This window comes from Arthrobacter cheniae, assembly GCF_003602275.1.
Classification (GTDB): domain Bacteria; phylum Actinomycetota; class Actinomycetes; order Actinomycetales; family Micrococcaceae; genus Arthrobacter_D; species Arthrobacter_D cheniae.
This window is the reverse complement of the sequence record NZ_QZVT01000002.1, coordinates 264106-281264: the sequence shown is the minus strand read 5'-3', so window position 1 is coordinate 281264 and position 17159 is coordinate 264106. Positions and strand designations below refer to the sequence as shown.

The window sequence follows — 17159 nt, the reverse complement described above, 5'->3', positions numbered from 1 at the left end:
CGGACGCCGCGGCGCACGGACCCGGCGCCCCTCGCCTCCTGCTGTCAGGGATGCCGCCCGGGGGCGCGGTGCCGGTTCGCACGCCGGCACCGCGCCGGTATCGGGGACTAGGCCTTGCGCGTGCGGACCAGGGCCGTAGCTCCGGCGGCCAGACCGAGCAGTCCGGCGACGAGCCCTATCCAGCCGACCGCCGAAGCCGAGCCCGAATCCGAGCTGGAGGACGCCTGCTCGGCGTCGATGGCCTCAGGGGTCTCGGCAGCGGCGGCAGCGCCTCCGTGGGCGTCATCGCCCTCGACCGCGGCCGTCGTCACGAACGACGGCGCCGGCTTGTCCGGCTCCTCGGCACCTTCGACGGTCTCCTGGTCCCAGGCGACCACCTCGCCGTCGGTGTAGGACTGCGTTGCCGGGAGCACCACCATGGAACCGGCTTCGGGCAGGCGTCCGACGGAGATCGAGAACGTCTGGTATTCCTGCTGCGAGATCTCCGAGCCGGCCTCCGCCGTCCAGACCACGGACAGGGGACCCTCGGTGAGGGTAGCGCCGTCGGCAGTGGTGACAGGTTCCGGCAGGGTGCCGGTGACCACGTCCGCCGTCCAGCCCTCCACAGGCTTCACGCGGACGGACGTGAAGGGCTGCTCCGTGGGGAGTTCGATCTCGAGCTTGTTGGTCGCTGCGGTCTCCGACTCGCTGGGGACGCTGAACGTGAGTTGCGAGTAGCCGTCCTCGGTGGTGGATGCCGGTGTGACGGTGACGTGTGCGCTGGCGGCACCGAGGCCGAAGGCCATGAGCCCGGCGGTTGCAAGGGCGACGGCGGACGTCGTGAGGATGGGGCGGTTTCGCTGGGGGGTGTTCGATGACATGGGATTGCCTTCCGGGGGTGCGCTCGACTGCGGCCGCGACGGCGGGGTCGAGCAGCGGGAAATTGGGTCAGGAAGATCGCTGGTGCCGACCTGCCACCCGAGACCCTTCGGATCTCCGGTTCAGGCGGCCAGGGCCAGAAGACGTGGCGGACCCCGCAGCGTGGGAACCCGGGTGTGTGCGGACCGTGGTGCAACCGGCGTCGGCACGGCCAGCACCGACGGGCGGTGCGGAGTGTCGGGCAGGAGGACGACGGAGGGAAGAACGAGGAGCGGCCGGAGCCAGGCGCGGAGCGAGGTGAGGGCCGTCTCGCTCGTCGACGCCGCAGCCGCGAGGACGACTGTCGCCAGAGCGTGCAGCAGGATCATCAGCGCTCCGCCGGACGCTCCGGCCATCGAGTCCTGGGCCACGGGCGAGCAGGCGAGCTCGAAGGCGGCATGATGGCCCGGGCCGGCCGCGGAGCTCTGGCAGACGGCAGGAACGGCGGTCATGGAGAAGAGCGCGTGCAACAGCCACTGTCCGGCTCCCATGCTGAGAAGCGCCGAACGGAACGAGACCGGGCGCCGCGCGAGCAGCATCATCGGGAGGAGCAGGAGCACGCCGAGCAGGAGAATCACGGCGGGAGCGGGCAGATGTCCGGCGGCGGCCACGTGCGAGGCGGAGGACACCGACAGGATCAGCGACACAAGGACGAGGGAGCGCAGATAGGGAAGACCGGCGTCGGCCATGCCAGTTCTCCTCCCCGTCAGGACCTGTGGTGCTGCGACGCCGCTCTCGTGTCGACGCTCTTCCTCCACAGGGTACAGGCGGACCCGTGCCGCCCTCCTGCATCTACTTCGCGCGCCGGGCACATCCGGATGGCTCCTTCACCCCGACCCTGCAGAACGACCGACCGCAGGCTTTCGCTCCCGACCCTCCGCGCACGGACGGGCCGGCCCTTGCGCGGAGCGGACCCACGGCGAGGGGCGAGCACTAGTTCTAGCTCCCGCCCGGTTGCTCGAAGGCTGCGCGGGCCGGACCCGCGAGGACTGCGGCGGGGTGGGGTCCGGCAGCGAGGAGGGCGGTGGTCCAGGCATCCGGCCAGGCGCTGCGGCGTGCCGCGACGATGACGTTGCCCGCGCGGCTGCCATCGACCATCCCGGCTTCGGTCAGGACCGCCGACGCCACGGCGAGGGACGCGAGTTGCCTGCTCTGTGCGCGGGCGAACGTCAGGGGTGGATCGTCGCCGACGTTGACCAGGACCACGCCGTCGTCAGCACAGACGCGCAGCAGGTGCGCCGCGAAGTCGGCCGACGTGAGGTGGGCGGGTGCGTCCGCTCCGGCGAAGATGTCGAGCACGACGGCATCGAAGGCCCCGTCCGCCTGTTCGAGGACGACGTCCGCGGCGTCACCGATGATGATCTCGCACGCCGTGCCGTCGGGCAGCGGCATCTCGGCGAGGACCAGGGCGATGAGGTCGGCCTCGAGGTCGACGGCCACCTGGGACGATCCGGGACGCGTCGCCTGCACGTAGCGCACGAGCGTCAGCGCCCCCGCGCCGAGGTGCAGGACCCGCAGGGGAGCTCCCGGAGTCGAGAGCAGGTCGATGACGTGGGCAATGCGCTGGAGATACTCGTAGAACACCCGATCGGGGTGGGCCATGTCCACATGCGACTGCTGGGCGCCGCCGATACTGAGAATCAGTGCACCCTCGATATGGGCGTCCTCGTCGATCTCCGCATACGCGCCGGCACCAGGGAGCCAGGACGTGGGTACCTCGAACTCCTCTGCTGCGGGAGGTCCTGTTCCCGGTTCATCGGTCACACGTGTTCCTTCAGGGTGGCCAGGCGCCGGGCGCCCTCCTCGATCACGTCGAACTTCTTGCAGAAGGCGAAGCGGAGCAGGGACCGCGTGCGCAGGGCACCTTCCTCGTGGCAGAACATCGCCACGGGGATCGCCGCGACTCCGATGAGCGACGGCAGGCGCCGAGCCAGCGCCGTGGCGTCCTCGATGCCCAGCGGCGCGGCATCGACCATGGTGAAGAAGGTGCCTTCCGGTTCGAAGACCTTGAAACCTGCTGCCCTGAGTCCCTCGCCGAGCAGGTCGCGCTTCCGGCGGAGTGTCGACGCCGCGGTGGTGTATAACGCGTCCGGTAGTCCGAGCCCCAGCGCGACGGCGCCCTGGAACGGTGTCCCGGACGTGTAGGTGAGGAACGTCTTGATGGTGCGGACCTGAGCCACGAGCCGGGCGGGCCCGGTGAGCCAGCCGACCTTCCAGCCGGTCACGGAGAAGGTCTTGCCGGCGGAGGAGATCGTCAGGGTGCGTGCAGCGGCTCCGGGCAGGGTCGCGACCGGCACGTGCTCGGCCCCGAACGTCAGGTGCTCGTACACCTCGTCCGTCACGATGATGGCATCATGGCGCTCTGCCAGCCGGACGATCAGCTCCAGGGTCTCGCGCCGGAAGACGCTGCCCGTTGGATTGTGGGGGTTGTTGACGACGATGATCCTCGTCCGGTCGTTGAACGCGGCTTCGAGTGCGGCGGCGTCGGGCTGGAAGTCCGGTGCCAGTAACGGCGAGGTCGTATGCGTGGCGCCCGAGAGGCCGATCACGGCTCCGTAGGAGTCGTAGAACGGCTCGAACGTCAATACTTCATCACCCGGGCCGGCGAAGGCGAGGATCGCCGCGGCGATGGACTCGGTCGCCCCCGTGCTGACGATCACCTCGGTGTGCGGATCCACGGTGAGGCCGTAGAACCGCTCCTGGTGCGCGGCGATCGCGGAACGAAGGACCGGCAGTCCCTGGCCCGGGGCGTATTGGTTTGCTCCGTCGGCGATGGCAGATCGAGCGGCGTCCAGGATCTCCCGCGGTCCGTCCTCGTCCGGGAACCCCTGGCCCAGGTTGATGGCCGAGTGCTTCTGGGCGAGGGCGGTCACTTCTTCGAAGATGGTGATACCGAGTCCGCCGTCGCTGCCGAGCAGGTTCGCTCCGCGTGCGGCCCTCGTCCACGGGGCGGCCGTGTCCCGCGGTACCCTTCGCTGCGCATCAGTCGTCATGACTCAAGTATCGCGGGTCCTGCCCTTTGCGCGACCGGTCGACGACGGCGGAGCCGCCGGTGGACGGGGCGATACGGCGGTCCCGCGTGGGACTGGGTACCGTGGACGCATGAGCCGCGCCGTCTGCCCCGGATCGTTCGACCCCCTCCACAACGGACACATCGAGGTCATCGGTCGTGCCGCCCGGCTCTTCGACGAAGTGCTCGTCGCGGTGTCGACGAACTACTCGAAGAAGTACCGGTTCGGTATCGACCAACGCCTCGCTTTCTGCGCCGACAGCCTGTCGCATCTGCCGAACGTCCGCGTGGTCCGGATGGGTGCCGGTCTCGTGGCCGATTTCTGTAGGGAGAACGGGGCGACGGCGCTCGTCAAGGGCCTTCGGTCCGGCCTGGACTTCGACTACGAGGTGCCCATGGCCACCATGAACCGGCACCTGGCCGACGTCGACACGGTCTTCCTGCCCACGGGCACTGCGTTCGCCCACGTCTCCTCGACCCTGTTGAAGGAGGTCGCAGCTCTCGGCGGTGACATCCGTCCGTTCGTGCCGGAAGCCGTCCTGCGGCACCTCGTACCGGCGGTCGACGACGACATTCCCTCCACCGGTGGTGGACCATCGTCCTAGGTCGGTACACGCCGGCGCTGCACCGGCGTTTTGGGCATGCCCGCCGTATCAGGCTAGGATGGTACGTCGGTCATATGTTCTACAGGAGTCACCATTAAAAGCGATCTCAGTTCGCCTTTGACATTCAGTGTCAAGGATCTCGGACGCAGTCCGGGTAGCATGCGGACACTCGAGGAACATGTACCGGCGCCGAAGGATTTCGGCGTGGCGCTGATCGGCGTGCAGGAGGGTTCCGACATGGAACTCGAGCTGCGCTTCGAATCCGTGTACGAGGGAATCCTGGTGTCGGGAACGGCAAGCGTCGAGGTAACCGGCGAGTGCGGCCGTTGCCTGGAGCCACTGCGGTTCGACCGCGAGGTGGATATCCAGGAACTCTTCTTCTACAGCGACTCCGAGTCGCTGTCGGTAGAAGAGGAGGAAGAACAGCACAGGGTGGAGAACGATTCGGTCGCTCTGGAGCCCGTGCTGAGGGATGCAGTGGTCACATCACTGCCATTCCAGCCGGTGTGCCGGGAGGATTGCCAGGGCTTGTGCTCCGAATGCGGAGCCCAGCTCAACGACGATCCGGACCACCACCACGAAGTTCTGGATCCTCGCTGGTCAGCCCTCGCCGGGTTGGCAGGCACCGCCGCTGAGAATGATGCGGCACCCAAGTCAGAGTCAGACGAGAGAGAAGAGATTTAGCCGTGGCTGTCCCGAAACGGAAGATGTCCCGCGCGAATACCCGCGCACGCCGGTCCCAGTGGAAGGCAACCGCCCCCAAGCTGGTCAAGACCCTCGAGAACGGCCGCATCACCTACAGCCTTGCGCACCAGGCCAAGGTCGTCACCGACTCGGCCGGCACCCCGCTGTTCCTCGAGTACAAGGGCCGCAAGGTAGCCGACGTCTAACAACGGACGTGTCCATGACGCGCCAGGCGCAGCGGTGGACGTTCGTTTGATACTGGATCAGCTGATGCGGTTGTGAAGAGTACAGAAGATCTTACGAAGCGTCTCGGTGTCGATATAGACACCGAGACGCTTCGTCTTGCCCTGACACACCGGTCCTATGCCTACGAAAAGGGTGGGATACCGACCAACGAGCGCCTCGAGTTCCTCGGTGACTCCGTGCTCGGCCTGGCGGTGACGGATGCCCTGTACAGGGACAACCCTGATCTGTCCGAAGGGGAGTTGGCCAAGCGCCGTTCCGCCGTCGTGAGTACCAGGGCGCTCGCGGGCGTCGCCCGGACCCTCGACCTCGGCAGCTTCGTCCTGCTGGGCCAGGGTGAAAAGCTCACCAACGGGCGCGACAAGGCCTCGATCCTCGCGGACACCATGGAAGCCGTCATCGGCGCCACCTATCTGAGCCACGGTATCGAGACCGCGCGTGTGATGGTCATGCGCCTCATCGGGCCGCTGCTGCGCGATTCCGCCGTCCTCGGCGAGGGCACCGACTGGAAGACGCGCATTCAGGAGACTGCCGCTGCCCGGCGATTGGGCCTGATCGACTACCAGGTCGACGGCTCCGGTCCCGACCATGCGCGCAGCTTCACCGCGCGTCTCGTGATCGGGGGGGTGGATTACGGCTCCGGCAGCGGGCACTCCAAGAAGGAAGCCGAGCAGGCTGCAGCGGCGGCCTCCTGGAAGCTGCTGTCCGACGGCTCCGTGCAACTCGATCACGAGGCCCCGGCCGGGTCGCGTAGCGACGGCTCCTGAGTGCCTGAACTGCCCGAGGTGGAGGTGGTACGGCGCGGCCTGGCCCGCTGGGTCACCGGCCGAATCATCGAGGGCGTGGAGGTGGTCGACCCGCGGTCCCTTCGCCGTCACGTTCCCGGCGTCGAGGACTTCAGGGGCAGGGTCACCGGAGCACGGGTGACGGATGTCGTGCGACGCGGGAAATTCCTCTGGCTCACGCTCGAGGACCCCGACCACCGCGCCGACGCTCCACAGGTGGCCCTGATGGCCCACCTCGGTATGAGCGGTCAACTGCTCATCGAGGAGGCCGACGCCCCGCGGGAGAAGCACCTGAAGGTGCGCCTGAGCCTCTCGGCCGCCAGGGGCGAGGACGGCGGCGAGCCACTCCCTGCCGACCTGCGTTTCGTCGATCAGCGGATTTTCGGGGGGATGTTCGTCGCGGACCTGGAACCGACGGTGGACGGGCAGCCGGGTGGGACGGGTGCCAGTGCGTTGCCACTCATTCCGCACCAGGCCGCACACATAGCACGCGACCCCCTCGACCCGGCCTTCTCCGTGGAGGACTTCCACCATCGGCTGCGCGCCCGAAGGACCGGCCTCAAGCGCGCGCTCCTCGATCAGGGACTCATCTCGGGCATCGGCAACATCTACGCCGACGAGGCTCTCTGGGCGGCCCGCTTCCACTACGCCCGTCCCACCGACACCATGCGGCGCCCGGACACGCTGCGGATCATCGAGGCGGCCACGAGCGTCATGGCGCGGGCGCTGGCCGCGGGCGGGACGAGCTTCGACTCGCTCTACGTCAACGTCAACGGCGCATCCGGATACTTCGCACGCGACCTCGAGGCCTATGGGCGTTCGGGCCTGCCCTGCCGGCGGTGCGCTGCCGAAGGCCGGCACACGCTCCTGCGCAGGGAGTCCTTCATGAACAGATCCTCCTGCCTGTGTCCCTACTGCCAGCCCAGGCCGCGCAACGCAAGACCCTAGTCCGTGGGTCGGGCAGCGGAACGGTGCTGCTCCGTAACCCAAATGTGACAAGAGTTCGACCAACGCGTACCGTTGATCCCGCGCTCATTCCACCACGGAGGGGCGCCCTTCCTCACTCTGCCTAACCCTGTCGATGAGGAAGGACCGTTCGCTACACATTTCGACAGGGGCGGGGGAACCGAAAGTGGACTCGCTTACGAGTCCTAGGGGTAAAGACGCGCGTAGACCAGCCCGGGGGCGTTGGTCTGCGAGGAACGTGTCCGGATGTCCCATCCGAACCCGACAGCTAACTTCGCCGGCATTGGGAAAGGCAGCAGCATGTCCAGGAAGAGCAATATCGCGCGCCACAGGGCAGTCCCTACGCGCATCAACCCCATCATCACAGCGTCACGCGCGGTCACCGCGAGTGCGTCGGTCGCAGGCAAGCCTGCCGCCGTCGTCGTAGCCGCTTCGGGCATCATGCTCGGTGCAGCGCTTCCCGCCAGCGCAGCAGGCGAGATCAGCGTCCAGTCCGCCGGAACCCAGCAGGCAGCGGTCACCACGTCCGCAGCCGGCACCTACACGGTCCAGGCCGGTGACACGCTGGGCAGCATCTCAGCCGCCCACGGTGTCAGCCTCGAGGCGGTCTTCGCCTCGAACGGTCTCGGGTACGGCTCGGTCATCTACCCCGGCCAGTCCATCTCGCTCGGTGGTTCGGCAGCACCCCAGCAGTACTCCACCCAGTCGGCATCCATCGCCGCAGTTCCGGCCGCTGCTGCTGCAGTGTCGGTTGCGGCTCCTGCAGCGCCGGTCGCGGCGCAGCCCGCCATCAGCTTCCAGTCCGCGTCGGTCGCACCGGCCGGTGGTATCGCCGCAACGGCAATGCAGGGCGAGGGCTCGGGTTACGTCTACGGCGGCACGGCGCGCGGCGCCTGGGACTGCTCGGGCTTCGTCCAGTGGGCCTATGCGCAGAACGGCATCAACCTTCCGCGCACCACGTGGTCGCAGTTCGCCGCGCTGCGTCCTACCAGCAACCCGCAGCCGGGTGACCTCGTGAGCCAGAACGGCGGAAGCCACGTGGGTATCTACCTCGGCAACGGCCAGATGATCAGTGCGCTCAACCCCTCGCAGGGTACGCAGGTGCACTCGGTCGGCGTCATGGCGGTCGACGGGTACTACACCCGCTAGCAGGCGGTCGCCGGCCCCGCGGAAGGTATGCGGGGGCGGCCGGGCGCTCGAGAGTGATAGAAGAAGGACGGGATGCCTGGCATCCCGTCCTTTTTCGTGCAGGTGGCGCCGCGCTGTTCCGTGAGGAATGCGTCGGACCCTCAGCGGCGGTAGTACGTCCCGAGCCGTTCGAAGCCCTCGTCGACGGATATCGTGGGCTGCCAGTCGAGTACGGCCCGGGTACGGCGCTGGTCGAACCAGTGGGCGGTGGAGAGTTGTTCGGCCAGGAACCGGGTCATCGGGGGTTCATCCGACCGCCCGAGGGCGAGCCAGGCACGCTCGATGACGGCGCCCGCGCCCCGCGCCACAGCTCCCGGTACGGACCACTCCGGAGGGGTGACGCCCCCGGCACGGCAGATTCCGGCGAGCAGTTCTGCGACAGGGCGGGGCTCCCCGTTCGTGACGACGAGGGACAGCCCCCGCGCCTGGTCCATCCTCCGCAGGCAGGCGACGATCGCCGACGCTGCGTTGTCGACGTAGGTCGTGTCGATCAGGGCGGTGCCGCCGTCGAGCAGTGGGAGGCGTTTGCTTCGCGCGCGGTCGAGGACGCGTTCCACGAGCTGGGTGTCGCCCGGGCCCCAGACGATGTGGGGCCGCACCGCCGCCACCCGGAACGAAGCCGAGCAACGGTCGAGGGCCAGCAGCTCGGCCGACGCCTTCGTGCGGGCGTAGTGGCCCCGTGCGTGATCAGGATCCGCGCGGCCGGCAGGAGCGCCCACGAGCGAGGTCCCGCCGTGAGCCACGGACGGTGAGGAGACGTGGACGACGTCGGTGGCTCCGGCACGTTCTGCCGCCCGGAGCAGCCGATCCGTACCCTGGACATTGATGCGGTCGAACTCGGCGGCGTGTCCGGTGAAGGACACCTTCGCTGCGAGGTGGATCACCGCGGTGCACCCCCGGACGGCCTCCTCGACAGCGTCGTCGTCCTCTATCGATCCGAGAACGTCCTCTGCTCCGACACCTGAGGGCCTTCGCTGGAAGCACCGCACCGCCTCACCTTGGCCGAGGAGGTGCTCTGCGACTGCGCGGCCGAGCATGCCGCTCGCCCCGGTGACGAGGACCGTCACAGGGATCCGGCCCGCCCACCCGAGAGGAAGCGGGCGCTCCAGGCAGCGACGCGCGCGCGGTCGATCTTCGCGTTGTGGCGGATGTCCACCGGCAGCGCCGCTACCTCGATGACGGCCGACACCTCGACGCCCCGCTGCCGGGCGATGGCGCGGGCTGCTGCGGCCAGTGGTGCGGAAGCGAGCTGCGGCCGTCGTCCTGCCGATGCGGTCTCGACGACTGCGACGACGGCCTGGGTACCCGCGGGCCCGACGCCGACGACGGCGGCGAGGCGGACGGCGTCGAGGGTTTCCAGTGCCTGCTCGAGTCCGACAGGTGTCACGATCCCGGCGGGCGACGTGACGACGTGCCCCAGACGGCCCTCGACCCATAGCCTGCCGTCGGCGTCGAAGTGTCCGACGTCGCCCGTGCGGTGCCAGGGACGGGTGTGGGCGGAGTCCTGCTGTGTCTTCCACAGGCGGAAGTAGCGGTCCTTCACATGGGGCGCGTCGACGAGGATCTCTCCGGTCACGCCGGGCGTCGTGGTCGGCGGTCCGACCGCCTCGCCGTCGCGGGAGTCGTCGCGGGAGCCGCCGCGCAGGCCGCCGTCCGGACCGCCGTCACGATCACAGTCGGACGTGCTGTGTCCCTCGAAGGCCCCGAGCGGACTGAGGGCGACCCGGGCGCCGTGGACCGGCAACCCGACGCACACGCCGTTGCCGGCGCCATCGAGCCCGGTGTCAGCGGCTGCTGCAGCGCGCCGGATCCCGTCGAGGTCGATATCGGCGACCAGGAGCGATTCCGTCATGCCGTACGGCGTGTGGAGTGCTGCGGCGGGGACCAGCTCCTGCACGGCTTCCAGGAGGGGAACCGGGATCGGTGCGCCCGCCGAGAGCATCAGCGCGATCCGCCCGAGAGCTGTCCTGCCATCGGCTGAGAGATCCGACGAGGTGGCCAGGACGTTCCGGAGGGCCGCCGGTGAGGCGAAGACGACGGTCGCGCTAATCGCTGCGGCTGCGTCGGCCAACGCCTGCGCCGTCAGCGTCCGGGGTGCGGTGACGTCCATGTCCGGTGTCACGGACGTGGCTCCCAGTGCGGGGCCGAGGAGGGCGAAGGGTGCGAAACCGGCGACGAGTGAACTGCCAGGGCCTAGACCGAGTGTCGACTCGACGGCATCCCGCATGGCGGAGAGCTGGCGGTTGGTGTACACCACGCCCTTGGCAGGGCCGGTAGAGCCGGAGGTGAAGAGAATAGCGGCATCGGCATCGGCATCGGCATCGGCATCGGCATCGGATCGTTCCGGTGTCGCATCGGCGGGACGGGCGGCACGCAGGTCGTTCAGGGATGCGTCCACGCGCAGTGCTCGTCGCCGTACCGCGGACAGGGGAGCGGCGCTGATCCTTCGCCCGGGCCAGTCGAAGGCCCGTGCGGCGATGAGGGCGCGTTCGATGCCGATGACGACGTCGGGCGCCGAACCCCTGACGGCACGGCTCAATCCACGTGTGCCGAGGCCGGCGTCGGCGACGACGATGATCGCGCCGATCCGCAGGCACGCGTAGATGAGGACCGTGAGGTCCACGCCGGGCGGGACGAGGAGGCTCACCCTGCTCCCCGGTCCGTAGCCCAGCGAGGCCAGGCCGGCGGCGACAGCGGCGACGTCGTCGTCGAGTTCCCGCCAGGACAACACGCGGGGTGGTCCGGTGGGCTTCATCTCGGCGACGGCCGTGGTCTCGCCGTCGGGGCCGGTGGCCAGCTCGTGGATCCGCCGGCCGAGCGGCCTGTAGGGGGTAGCATCTCCGGTCGCGGCGCCACCGGAGAGGGCGTTCTCGTCCGCGGCAGCATTCGTCGCGGTGCCACCCGTCCTGTCGTCGACGGCAGGACGGAGGCCGGGCGCGGTGTTCCCGACCGACCGGGCTTCCAGCCACTCCATTGCCGTGGACGCGGTGTCGGCGTCCTCCTGGACGAGGTGGCTCGCCCGTTCGAAGCGGTGGATATCCGCATGGGGCAACCGCTGCGCAAGATCCTCGAGGTACGGGTCGGAGAAGATGGGATCATGCGGACCCCACATCATCAGGACGGGGACGTCGATGCTGCGGATACCCTCCGCCGTTCCGGTCAGGGCGGTGTAGCTCGGGTGGGAGGGATCGGCAGGTATGTCGGAGACGAAATTCGCGATGCCCTGACGGTCCGCCACCCTGCGGTAGGGAGCCCGGAAGGCCTTGCGGACGTCACGCTCCAGCGCCGGCCGGGCGAGGGCGAGCGTCACGTCGAGGAACGCGGTGGTGGCCCGGGTACCCACATCATGCACGCCGGGGGCCAGCGCGAGCCTGAGCGGCGCCGGGATCCGGCGGGTCGGGTCCTGATGGATGGCGGTATTGGTCAGGACGACGCCCGCGAGTCCCTGGCGATTGCGGTGGGCGTAGCCGAGGCTGATGACGCCGCCCCAGTCATGGCCGACGGTCACGAGGGGCCCACTGAGGCCGACGGCGCCGACGAAGTCCTCGAGGTCGGCGATGCGGTGCGCCAGCCGGCGGAAGACACCCGTCCTCGCGGAGTAGCCCATGTCGAGCTGGTCCACGGCGATCACGCGCCAGCCTTCCGCCAGACCGGCTGCGAGGTAGGTCCGCCAGAGGTAGGACCAGGTCGGATTCCCATGGACACAGAGGAGAGTGCCCTTCACGGCCGAGCCATCGGTGCCTACGCCGTTGTCGAGGTAATGCCAGCGGTGACGTGTTCCCGGGGCATCGGCGCCGCTGGTCGAGGGCACGTCGACGTACATCGACCACGAGGGATCGATGCCGGGGAGTGCTACCACGCAATCTCCATCATCGACGTGTTGAGGCCCGAACCCACGCCGAGGCACAACACGCGGTCGCCCGGATTGAGCGACTGAGATTCCTGAGCCAGCGTCATCGGCAGCGATGCCGGGCCCACATTGCCCCAGTGCGGGAACGTGATGGGGACGCGCTCGCGCTCGAGATCCACCGCCTTGATGATGGCGTTGGTGTAGGAGTTGGACACCTGGTGCGTCACGTAGCGGTCCATCGCGTCCCACTTCCAGCCATCCGACTGCGCCTCGTGCCACGCGGTGACCACGAGTTCCAGGCCGCCGTCGAGCAGGCCCTTCGTGTCCGTATACATACCGTCGACCCCGCCCACGCACAGTTCATGGTGCTGGGTGCCCGCGCGGGACACTCCGCCGAGGATGCGGTGGGACCCGGGGTGGAGGTCTGCCGGACCGATGACGGCGGCGGCCGCGCCGGACCCGAGGGTGAGGGTCGCGAACTCGCTGAGGAAGTCCTCCCGCGTGGACTCCTCGCGGTTGAGGCGCTTGAAGGTGGCCTCCTGCGTCTTCTGGGCGTCTTCGCCGGCAACGATCAGGGCGTACTTGATCTGACCCGAGTCGATCATGTTCGCGGCGAGGGTCATCCCGTTGACGAAACCGAGGCATGCGTTCGCCAGGTCGAAATTCATGGCGGAGGAGGGAAGTCCGAGGGAGTGGTGGATCTTGACGGCGACGGATGGCTCGAGATTGCGTCGGGTCACCGAGGTGTTGATGAGCAGACCGACGTCGCTCGGCTCGATCCCGGCCTCCGCCATCGCCTTGGCGCCGGCCTCGATCGCGGCGTCGTCGAAGTCGGAGCCCGGGGACCACCATCGACGCTCCGTGACTCCTGCCACGCGCTCGAGGAGCCGCTTGGAGAGCCGGAGCCTCTTGAGACTGGGTGCCAGCCGTTCGTCGAACTCTGCGGAAGTGACGACTACCGGCGCCTCCACACTCGTGACGGCAAGCAGGGCCGTGTTGTCATGTCGAAACGTCGCGTTACCGGTCAAATTTCCTGCCTCGTCAACTGGTCAGCGCCGGTGTACGGCCGTGAGGTACCCACGAATGGATCGGCCTGGACGCCTTTGAATACTGCTGGAACTTTTGTAAGCCTACTTGTTATTGCGCGGGCGGGTCACTCGGATTAACGGGGCCCAGCAGTCTTGTCCGCCGTCCGATACCCCGCACGGTCGGTGCGTTCCAGTAGATTGGGGAAGTCCTACCCCACCTGGAGATCCTGACACTGTGCATCTGAAGAGTCTAACCGTGCGAGGGTTCAAGTCTTTCGCCTCGGCGACCACCTTCGACTTCGAGCCGGGCGTCACGGCCGTCGTCGGGCCCAACGGTTCCGGCAAGTCCAATGTCGTGGACGCGCTGGCCTGGGTGATGGGGGAGCAGGGCGCAAAGACCCTGCGCGGCGGCAAGATGGAGGACGTCATCTTCGCCGGCACGTCGGGCCGGGCTCCGCTGGGACGGGCCCAGGTCTCCCTGACCATCGACAACGCAGACGGCGCACTCCCCATCGAGTACTCCGAGGTGACCATCTCGCGGACGCTGTTCCGCGCGGGCGGCTCCGAGTACGCGATCAACGGCAAGAACTGCCGCCTCCTCGACATCCAGGAACTGCTCTCCGACTCCGGGCTCGGCCGCGAGATGCACGTCATCGTCGGCCAGGGCCAGCTCGACAAGGTGCTGCATGCCACACCCGAGGATCGGCGCGGCTTCATCGAGGAGGCTGCCGGGATTCTCAAGCACCGCCGGCGCCGCGAGAAGACCGTGCGCAAGCTGGACGCCATGCAGGCGAACCTCGCGCGGCTCTCCGACCTGACCGGTGAGCTGCGACGCCAGCTGACGCCCTTGGGGAAACAGGCGGAGGTGGCCAGGCGGGCCCAGCAGGTCCAGTTCGCCGTCCGCGACGCGCGGTCCCGCCTCCTTGCGGATGAGCTGGTCCACCTCCGATCCGGCTTCGAGCGGGACGTCGCTGCCGAGGCGGCCCTCCAGGCACGCCGAGAGGAGGTGGAACGGCAGCTCGGATCGGGACGGCAGCGGCAGGCGGCCCTCGAACAGGCTGCTGCTGCGGCCGTTCCCGCCCTCAACCGTGCCCGAGAGAACTGGTACGCCCTGTCGAGTGTGCGGGAGAAGCTCGGTGCGCTGGCCGCACGGGCGGAGGACCGCAGCCACCTGCTGGGACAGGGCGGGGTCGAATCGGATCAGACCCGGAACCCGGATCACCTCGACCGGCAGGCCGAACGCGTGCGGATCGAGGTCTCGGACCTCGAGGGGGAGGTGCAGACGCTTCGACGCGTCCTCGAGGAATCGCTCGTGGTCCGGCGTGCAGCCGAGGATGCTTCCGCCGCGGAGGATGTCCGCCTGGCTCGGCTCCTCAGGGCGGCGGCCGATCGCCGGGAGGGTGACGCCCGGCTCGCCGGGACGGTGGGCGCGGCCCGCTCGCGTGTCGAGTCCGCAGTCGCCGAGCTGGGACGGCTCCGGGCCTCCATCACTGCAGCCGAAGAACGACGGCGCGCCGCCGAGCGTGACTTCGCGGCGCTCGAAGGACAGGTCGCCGGTCACGAGGAAGGCGAGGAGGGCCTCGACGCCGAATACGAGGAGGCTTCCACCCTCCTCGCGTCCGTCACGGTCGACCTCGACGCGCTCGTCGAGCAGGAAAGGACCGCAGAGACGGAACGCGGTGCACTCGCGGCCCGGCTCGAGGCACAGCGCGAGGGGCTCCGGCAGCGCGATGGCTCCGGCGCACTCCTGGCCGCCGGCCTCGACGGCGTGTCCCGACCGCTCGCCGAACTCCTGCAGGTGGCCCCTGGCTTCGAGAAGGCCGTCGTCGCGGCACTGTCGGGTGCGGCGGACGCCGTCGCCGTGGACAGCGTCGCTGCGGCGGTGCAGGCCCTCGAGCTGATGAAGCACGACGACGCCGGCCAGGTGTCGCTCGTCGTCGCACCCGGTTCCGCGGACATCGAACCTGCTGCCGTCAAGGTGCCCGGAGCCCCGACGGCGCCGGCTGCTGACGGCGGCACCCCCGCGATCGATCTCGTGGCCATGCCGGTCGAGCTCGATGCAGCCATCGGGAACCTGCTGCAGGGCGTCGTCGTTGTCCGGGACCTCGGGAGGGCGCGTGCCGTCGTCGAGGACGGCACCGCTGGTATCGCGGTCACGCTCGACGGAGACGTCGTCTCCCGGCACACGGCCCGGGGAGGAACTCCGGGGGCGGCCGGCTACCTCGAGCTGCGGGCGGCGGCCGAGGAGACTGCGGACAATCTCGCCCGGGTGGTGGCCGAGACCGAACGCCTGCGTTTCCGCCTGTCCTCCGCAAGGGCGGGTCGGCAGGCCGCGCAGCAGCGTGTGGACGCCGCACTCGAACGCCTCCATGACTCCGATGCCCGCATGGCGGCAGTCGCCGAGAAGCTCGGCCAGCTGAATACCGGCCTCCGCTCGGCCGCGGGCGAGGCCGAGCGCCTGACGGCCCTCGAGCGCGCCGCAGAGGCGAACCTCGCGAGGGAGGAGATCCGGCTGCAGGAGGTGGCGCTGCGCCTGAAGGACCTGCAGGAGCAGCCCGTGGAAGCCGAGCCGTCGACCGAGCAGCGCGACACCCTGCAGGGTGCCGCCGTCGCTGCACGGCAGGCCGAGCTGGAGGCACGGCTGGCGCTGCGAAGCCGGGAGGAGCAGTTGACGGCACTGGCCAACCGGGCAGTATCCCTCGAACGCGCGGCACAGTCGGAGCGCCGGGCCAGGGAGCAGGCGGCGGAGAAGGCCAGGATACGGAATGCCCAGGCGATCAGGGCTGCGGCGATTGCAGCCGCTGCCCGCGGGGCCGAGCAGCGCGCCGCCGGCTCGGTAGCAGTCGCGGTGGACCAGCGGGACGACGCCGAGCGGCTGCGCGACCAGCAGGACACCGAGCTCCAGGAGGTCCGCTCGGTGAACGCGGACCTCGGCGTCGAGCTCGCCCGGCTGACGGACTCGGTCCACCGCGACGAACTCGCGCGGGCGCAGCAGAGGCTGCGGATCGAAGCGCTGGAGAACCGGTCCATCGAGGAGCTGGGTCTCACGCCGGATCACCTCGTGGAGGAGTTCGGTCCCCACCTCCCCGTTCCGGAGGATCCCGCGACGAAGGACAAGTGGGCCGCCCTGCGCACGCCGGTCGACGACGACGGCAATGCGGTCCCCGAGGGCATCCCGTTCGTGCGCGAGCAGCAGGAGCAAAGGCTGAAGCGGGCCGAACGTGATCTCGCCGCGCTGGGCCGGGTCAATCCGCTGGCCCTGGAGGAGTTCGCGGCCCTCGAGGAGCGGCACCAGTTCCTCAGCACGCAACTCGCGGACCTGAAGGCGACGCGGAAGGACCTGCTGGAGATCATCCGCGAGGTCGACGAGCGCGTGGAGCAGGTGTTCACCGCGGCATTCCGGGATACCGCCGAGCAGTTCGAGCGCGTCTTCGCCACGCTGTTCCCCGGCGGGGAGGGCCGCCTCGTCCTGACCGACCCCACCGACATGCTTGCCACCGGGATCGAGGTGGAGGCAAGGCCGGCCGGCAAGAGGATCAAGCGGCTGTCACTGCTCTCCGGAGGCGAGCGGTCCCTTACGGCGGTGGCCCTGCTCGTCGCGATCTTCAAGGCGCGGCCATCGCCGTTCTACGTCATGGACGAGGTGGAGGCCGCACTCGACGACACGAACCTCGGTCGACTGATCACGATCTTCGAGGAGCTCCGCGAATCGAGCCAGCTCATCATCATCACCCACCAGAAGCGCACCATGGAAGTCGCGGACGCGCTCTACGGCGTGACCATGCAGGGCGACGGCGTCTCGACCGTGATCAGCCAGCGGCTCGCCGCGGAGGTCGGGAAGGTCCTCGACTAGCGGGCGCACCGGTGGCCGCGGGGTGACCGCGGGGTGACCGCGGAGTGGCC

Annotated in this window: 14 protein-coding genes and 1 riboswitch; of the genes, 7 read left to right on the top strand and 7 right to left on the bottom strand. The window is 69.1% G+C overall.

The window, feature by feature from the left end:
- Positions 1-107: 107 nt before the first annotated feature.
- The 4 genes from D6T63_RS04605 to D6T63_RS04590 all read right to left on the bottom strand — a co-directional run bounded on the left by D6T63_RS04605 (position 108) and on the right by D6T63_RS04590 (position 3890).
- Complete coding sequence (locus D6T63_RS04605) at positions 108-860, bottom strand: YcnI family copper-binding membrane protein (RefSeq protein WP_120147844.1); 753 nt, start codon at positions 858-860, stop codon at positions 108-110.
- Positions 861-980: 120 nt separating this feature from the next.
- Positions 981-1586 carry a hypothetical protein gene (locus D6T63_RS04600; protein ID WP_120147843.1) on the bottom strand — a complete coding sequence of 202 codons (606 nt, stop codon included), beginning with the start codon at positions 1584-1586 and terminating at the stop codon, positions 981-983.
- 250 nt (positions 1587-1836) lie between these two features.
- Positions 1837-2661 carry a spermidine synthase gene (locus tag D6T63_RS04595; RefSeq protein ID WP_235830553.1) on the bottom strand — a complete coding sequence of 275 codons (825 nt, stop codon included), beginning with the start codon at positions 2659-2661 and terminating at the stop codon, positions 1837-1839.
- Entirely contained in the window at positions 2658-3890 is a 1233-nt protein-coding gene (locus D6T63_RS04590; protein ID WP_120147842.1) for an aminotransferase class I/II-fold pyridoxal phosphate-dependent enzyme, read from the bottom strand. The genes D6T63_RS04595 and D6T63_RS04590 overlap by 4 nt, the downstream gene beginning before the upstream one ends.
- 109 nt (positions 3891-3999) lie before the next feature.
- Between D6T63_RS04590 and coaD the strand changes: the two genes are divergently transcribed.
- The 6 genes from coaD to D6T63_RS04560 all read left to right on the top strand — a co-directional run bounded on the left by coaD (position 4000) and on the right by D6T63_RS04560 (position 8339).
- Entirely contained in the window at positions 4000-4512 is a 513-nt protein-coding gene (coaD, locus tag D6T63_RS04585; RefSeq protein ID WP_120147841.1) for a pantetheine-phosphate adenylyltransferase, read from the top strand.
- Between the two features lie 117 nt (positions 4513-4629).
- Positions 4630-5196: a YceD family protein gene (locus tag D6T63_RS04580; protein WP_120147840.1), complete on the top strand. Its 567-nt coding sequence runs from the start codon at positions 4630-4632 to the stop codon at positions 5194-5196.
- 2 nt (positions 5197-5198) lie between these two features.
- The gene (rpmF, locus tag D6T63_RS04575; RefSeq protein ID WP_120147839.1) at positions 5199-5402 is read left to right on the top strand and encodes a 50S ribosomal protein L32; all 204 of its coding nucleotides are present in this window, start codon (positions 5199-5201) and stop codon (positions 5400-5402) included.
- Positions 5403-5474: 72 nt separating this feature from the next.
- Entirely contained in the window at positions 5475-6206 is a 732-nt protein-coding gene (rnc, locus tag D6T63_RS04570) for a ribonuclease III (protein ID WP_120147838.1), read from the top strand.
- On the top strand, positions 6207-7172 hold the full coding sequence (gene mutM, locus D6T63_RS04565) for a bifunctional DNA-formamidopyrimidine glycosylase/DNA-(apurinic or apyrimidinic site) lyase (RefSeq protein ID WP_120147837.1): 966 nt from the start codon (positions 6207-6209) through the stop codon (positions 7170-7172).
- Between the two features lie 139 nt (positions 7173-7311).
- Positions 7312-7488: riboswitch (cyclic di-AMP (ydaO/yuaA leader) on the top strand.
- Between the two features lie 2 nt (positions 7489-7490).
- Positions 7491-8339 carry a C40 family peptidase gene (locus D6T63_RS04560; protein ID WP_120148049.1) on the top strand — a complete coding sequence of 283 codons (849 nt, stop codon included), beginning with the start codon at positions 7491-7493 and terminating at the stop codon, positions 8337-8339.
- Positions 8340-8479: 140 nt separating this feature from the next.
- On the opposite strand, the gene D6T63_RS04555 is transcribed toward D6T63_RS04560, so the two are convergent.
- The 3 genes from D6T63_RS04555 to D6T63_RS04545 are packed head-to-tail and all read right to left on the bottom strand — an operon-like array spanning position 8480 to position 13256.
- Positions 8480-9445 (bottom strand): NAD-dependent epimerase/dehydratase family protein, encoded by a 966-nt coding sequence (locus tag D6T63_RS04555; protein ID WP_120147836.1) that lies wholly within the window; start codon positions 9443-9445, stop codon positions 8480-8482.
- Positions 9442-12201, bottom strand: a complete 2760-nt coding sequence (locus tag D6T63_RS04550; protein ID WP_120148048.1) for an alpha/beta fold hydrolase — start codon at positions 12199-12201, stop codon at positions 9442-9444. The genes D6T63_RS04555 and D6T63_RS04550 overlap by 4 nt, the downstream gene beginning before the upstream one ends.
- Before the next feature lie 29 nt (positions 12202-12230).
- Positions 12231-13256, bottom strand: coding sequence for a 3-oxoacyl-ACP synthase III (locus D6T63_RS04545; protein WP_120147835.1), 1026 nt, complete (start codon positions 13254-13256; stop codon positions 12231-12233).
- 235 nt (positions 13257-13491) lie between these two features.
- Between D6T63_RS04545 and smc the strand changes: the two genes are divergently transcribed.
- Positions 13492-17109, top strand: a complete 3618-nt coding sequence (gene smc / locus D6T63_RS04540; protein ID WP_120147834.1) for a chromosome segregation protein SMC — start codon at positions 13492-13494, stop codon at positions 17107-17109.
- Positions 17110-17159 lie beyond the last annotated feature (50 nt).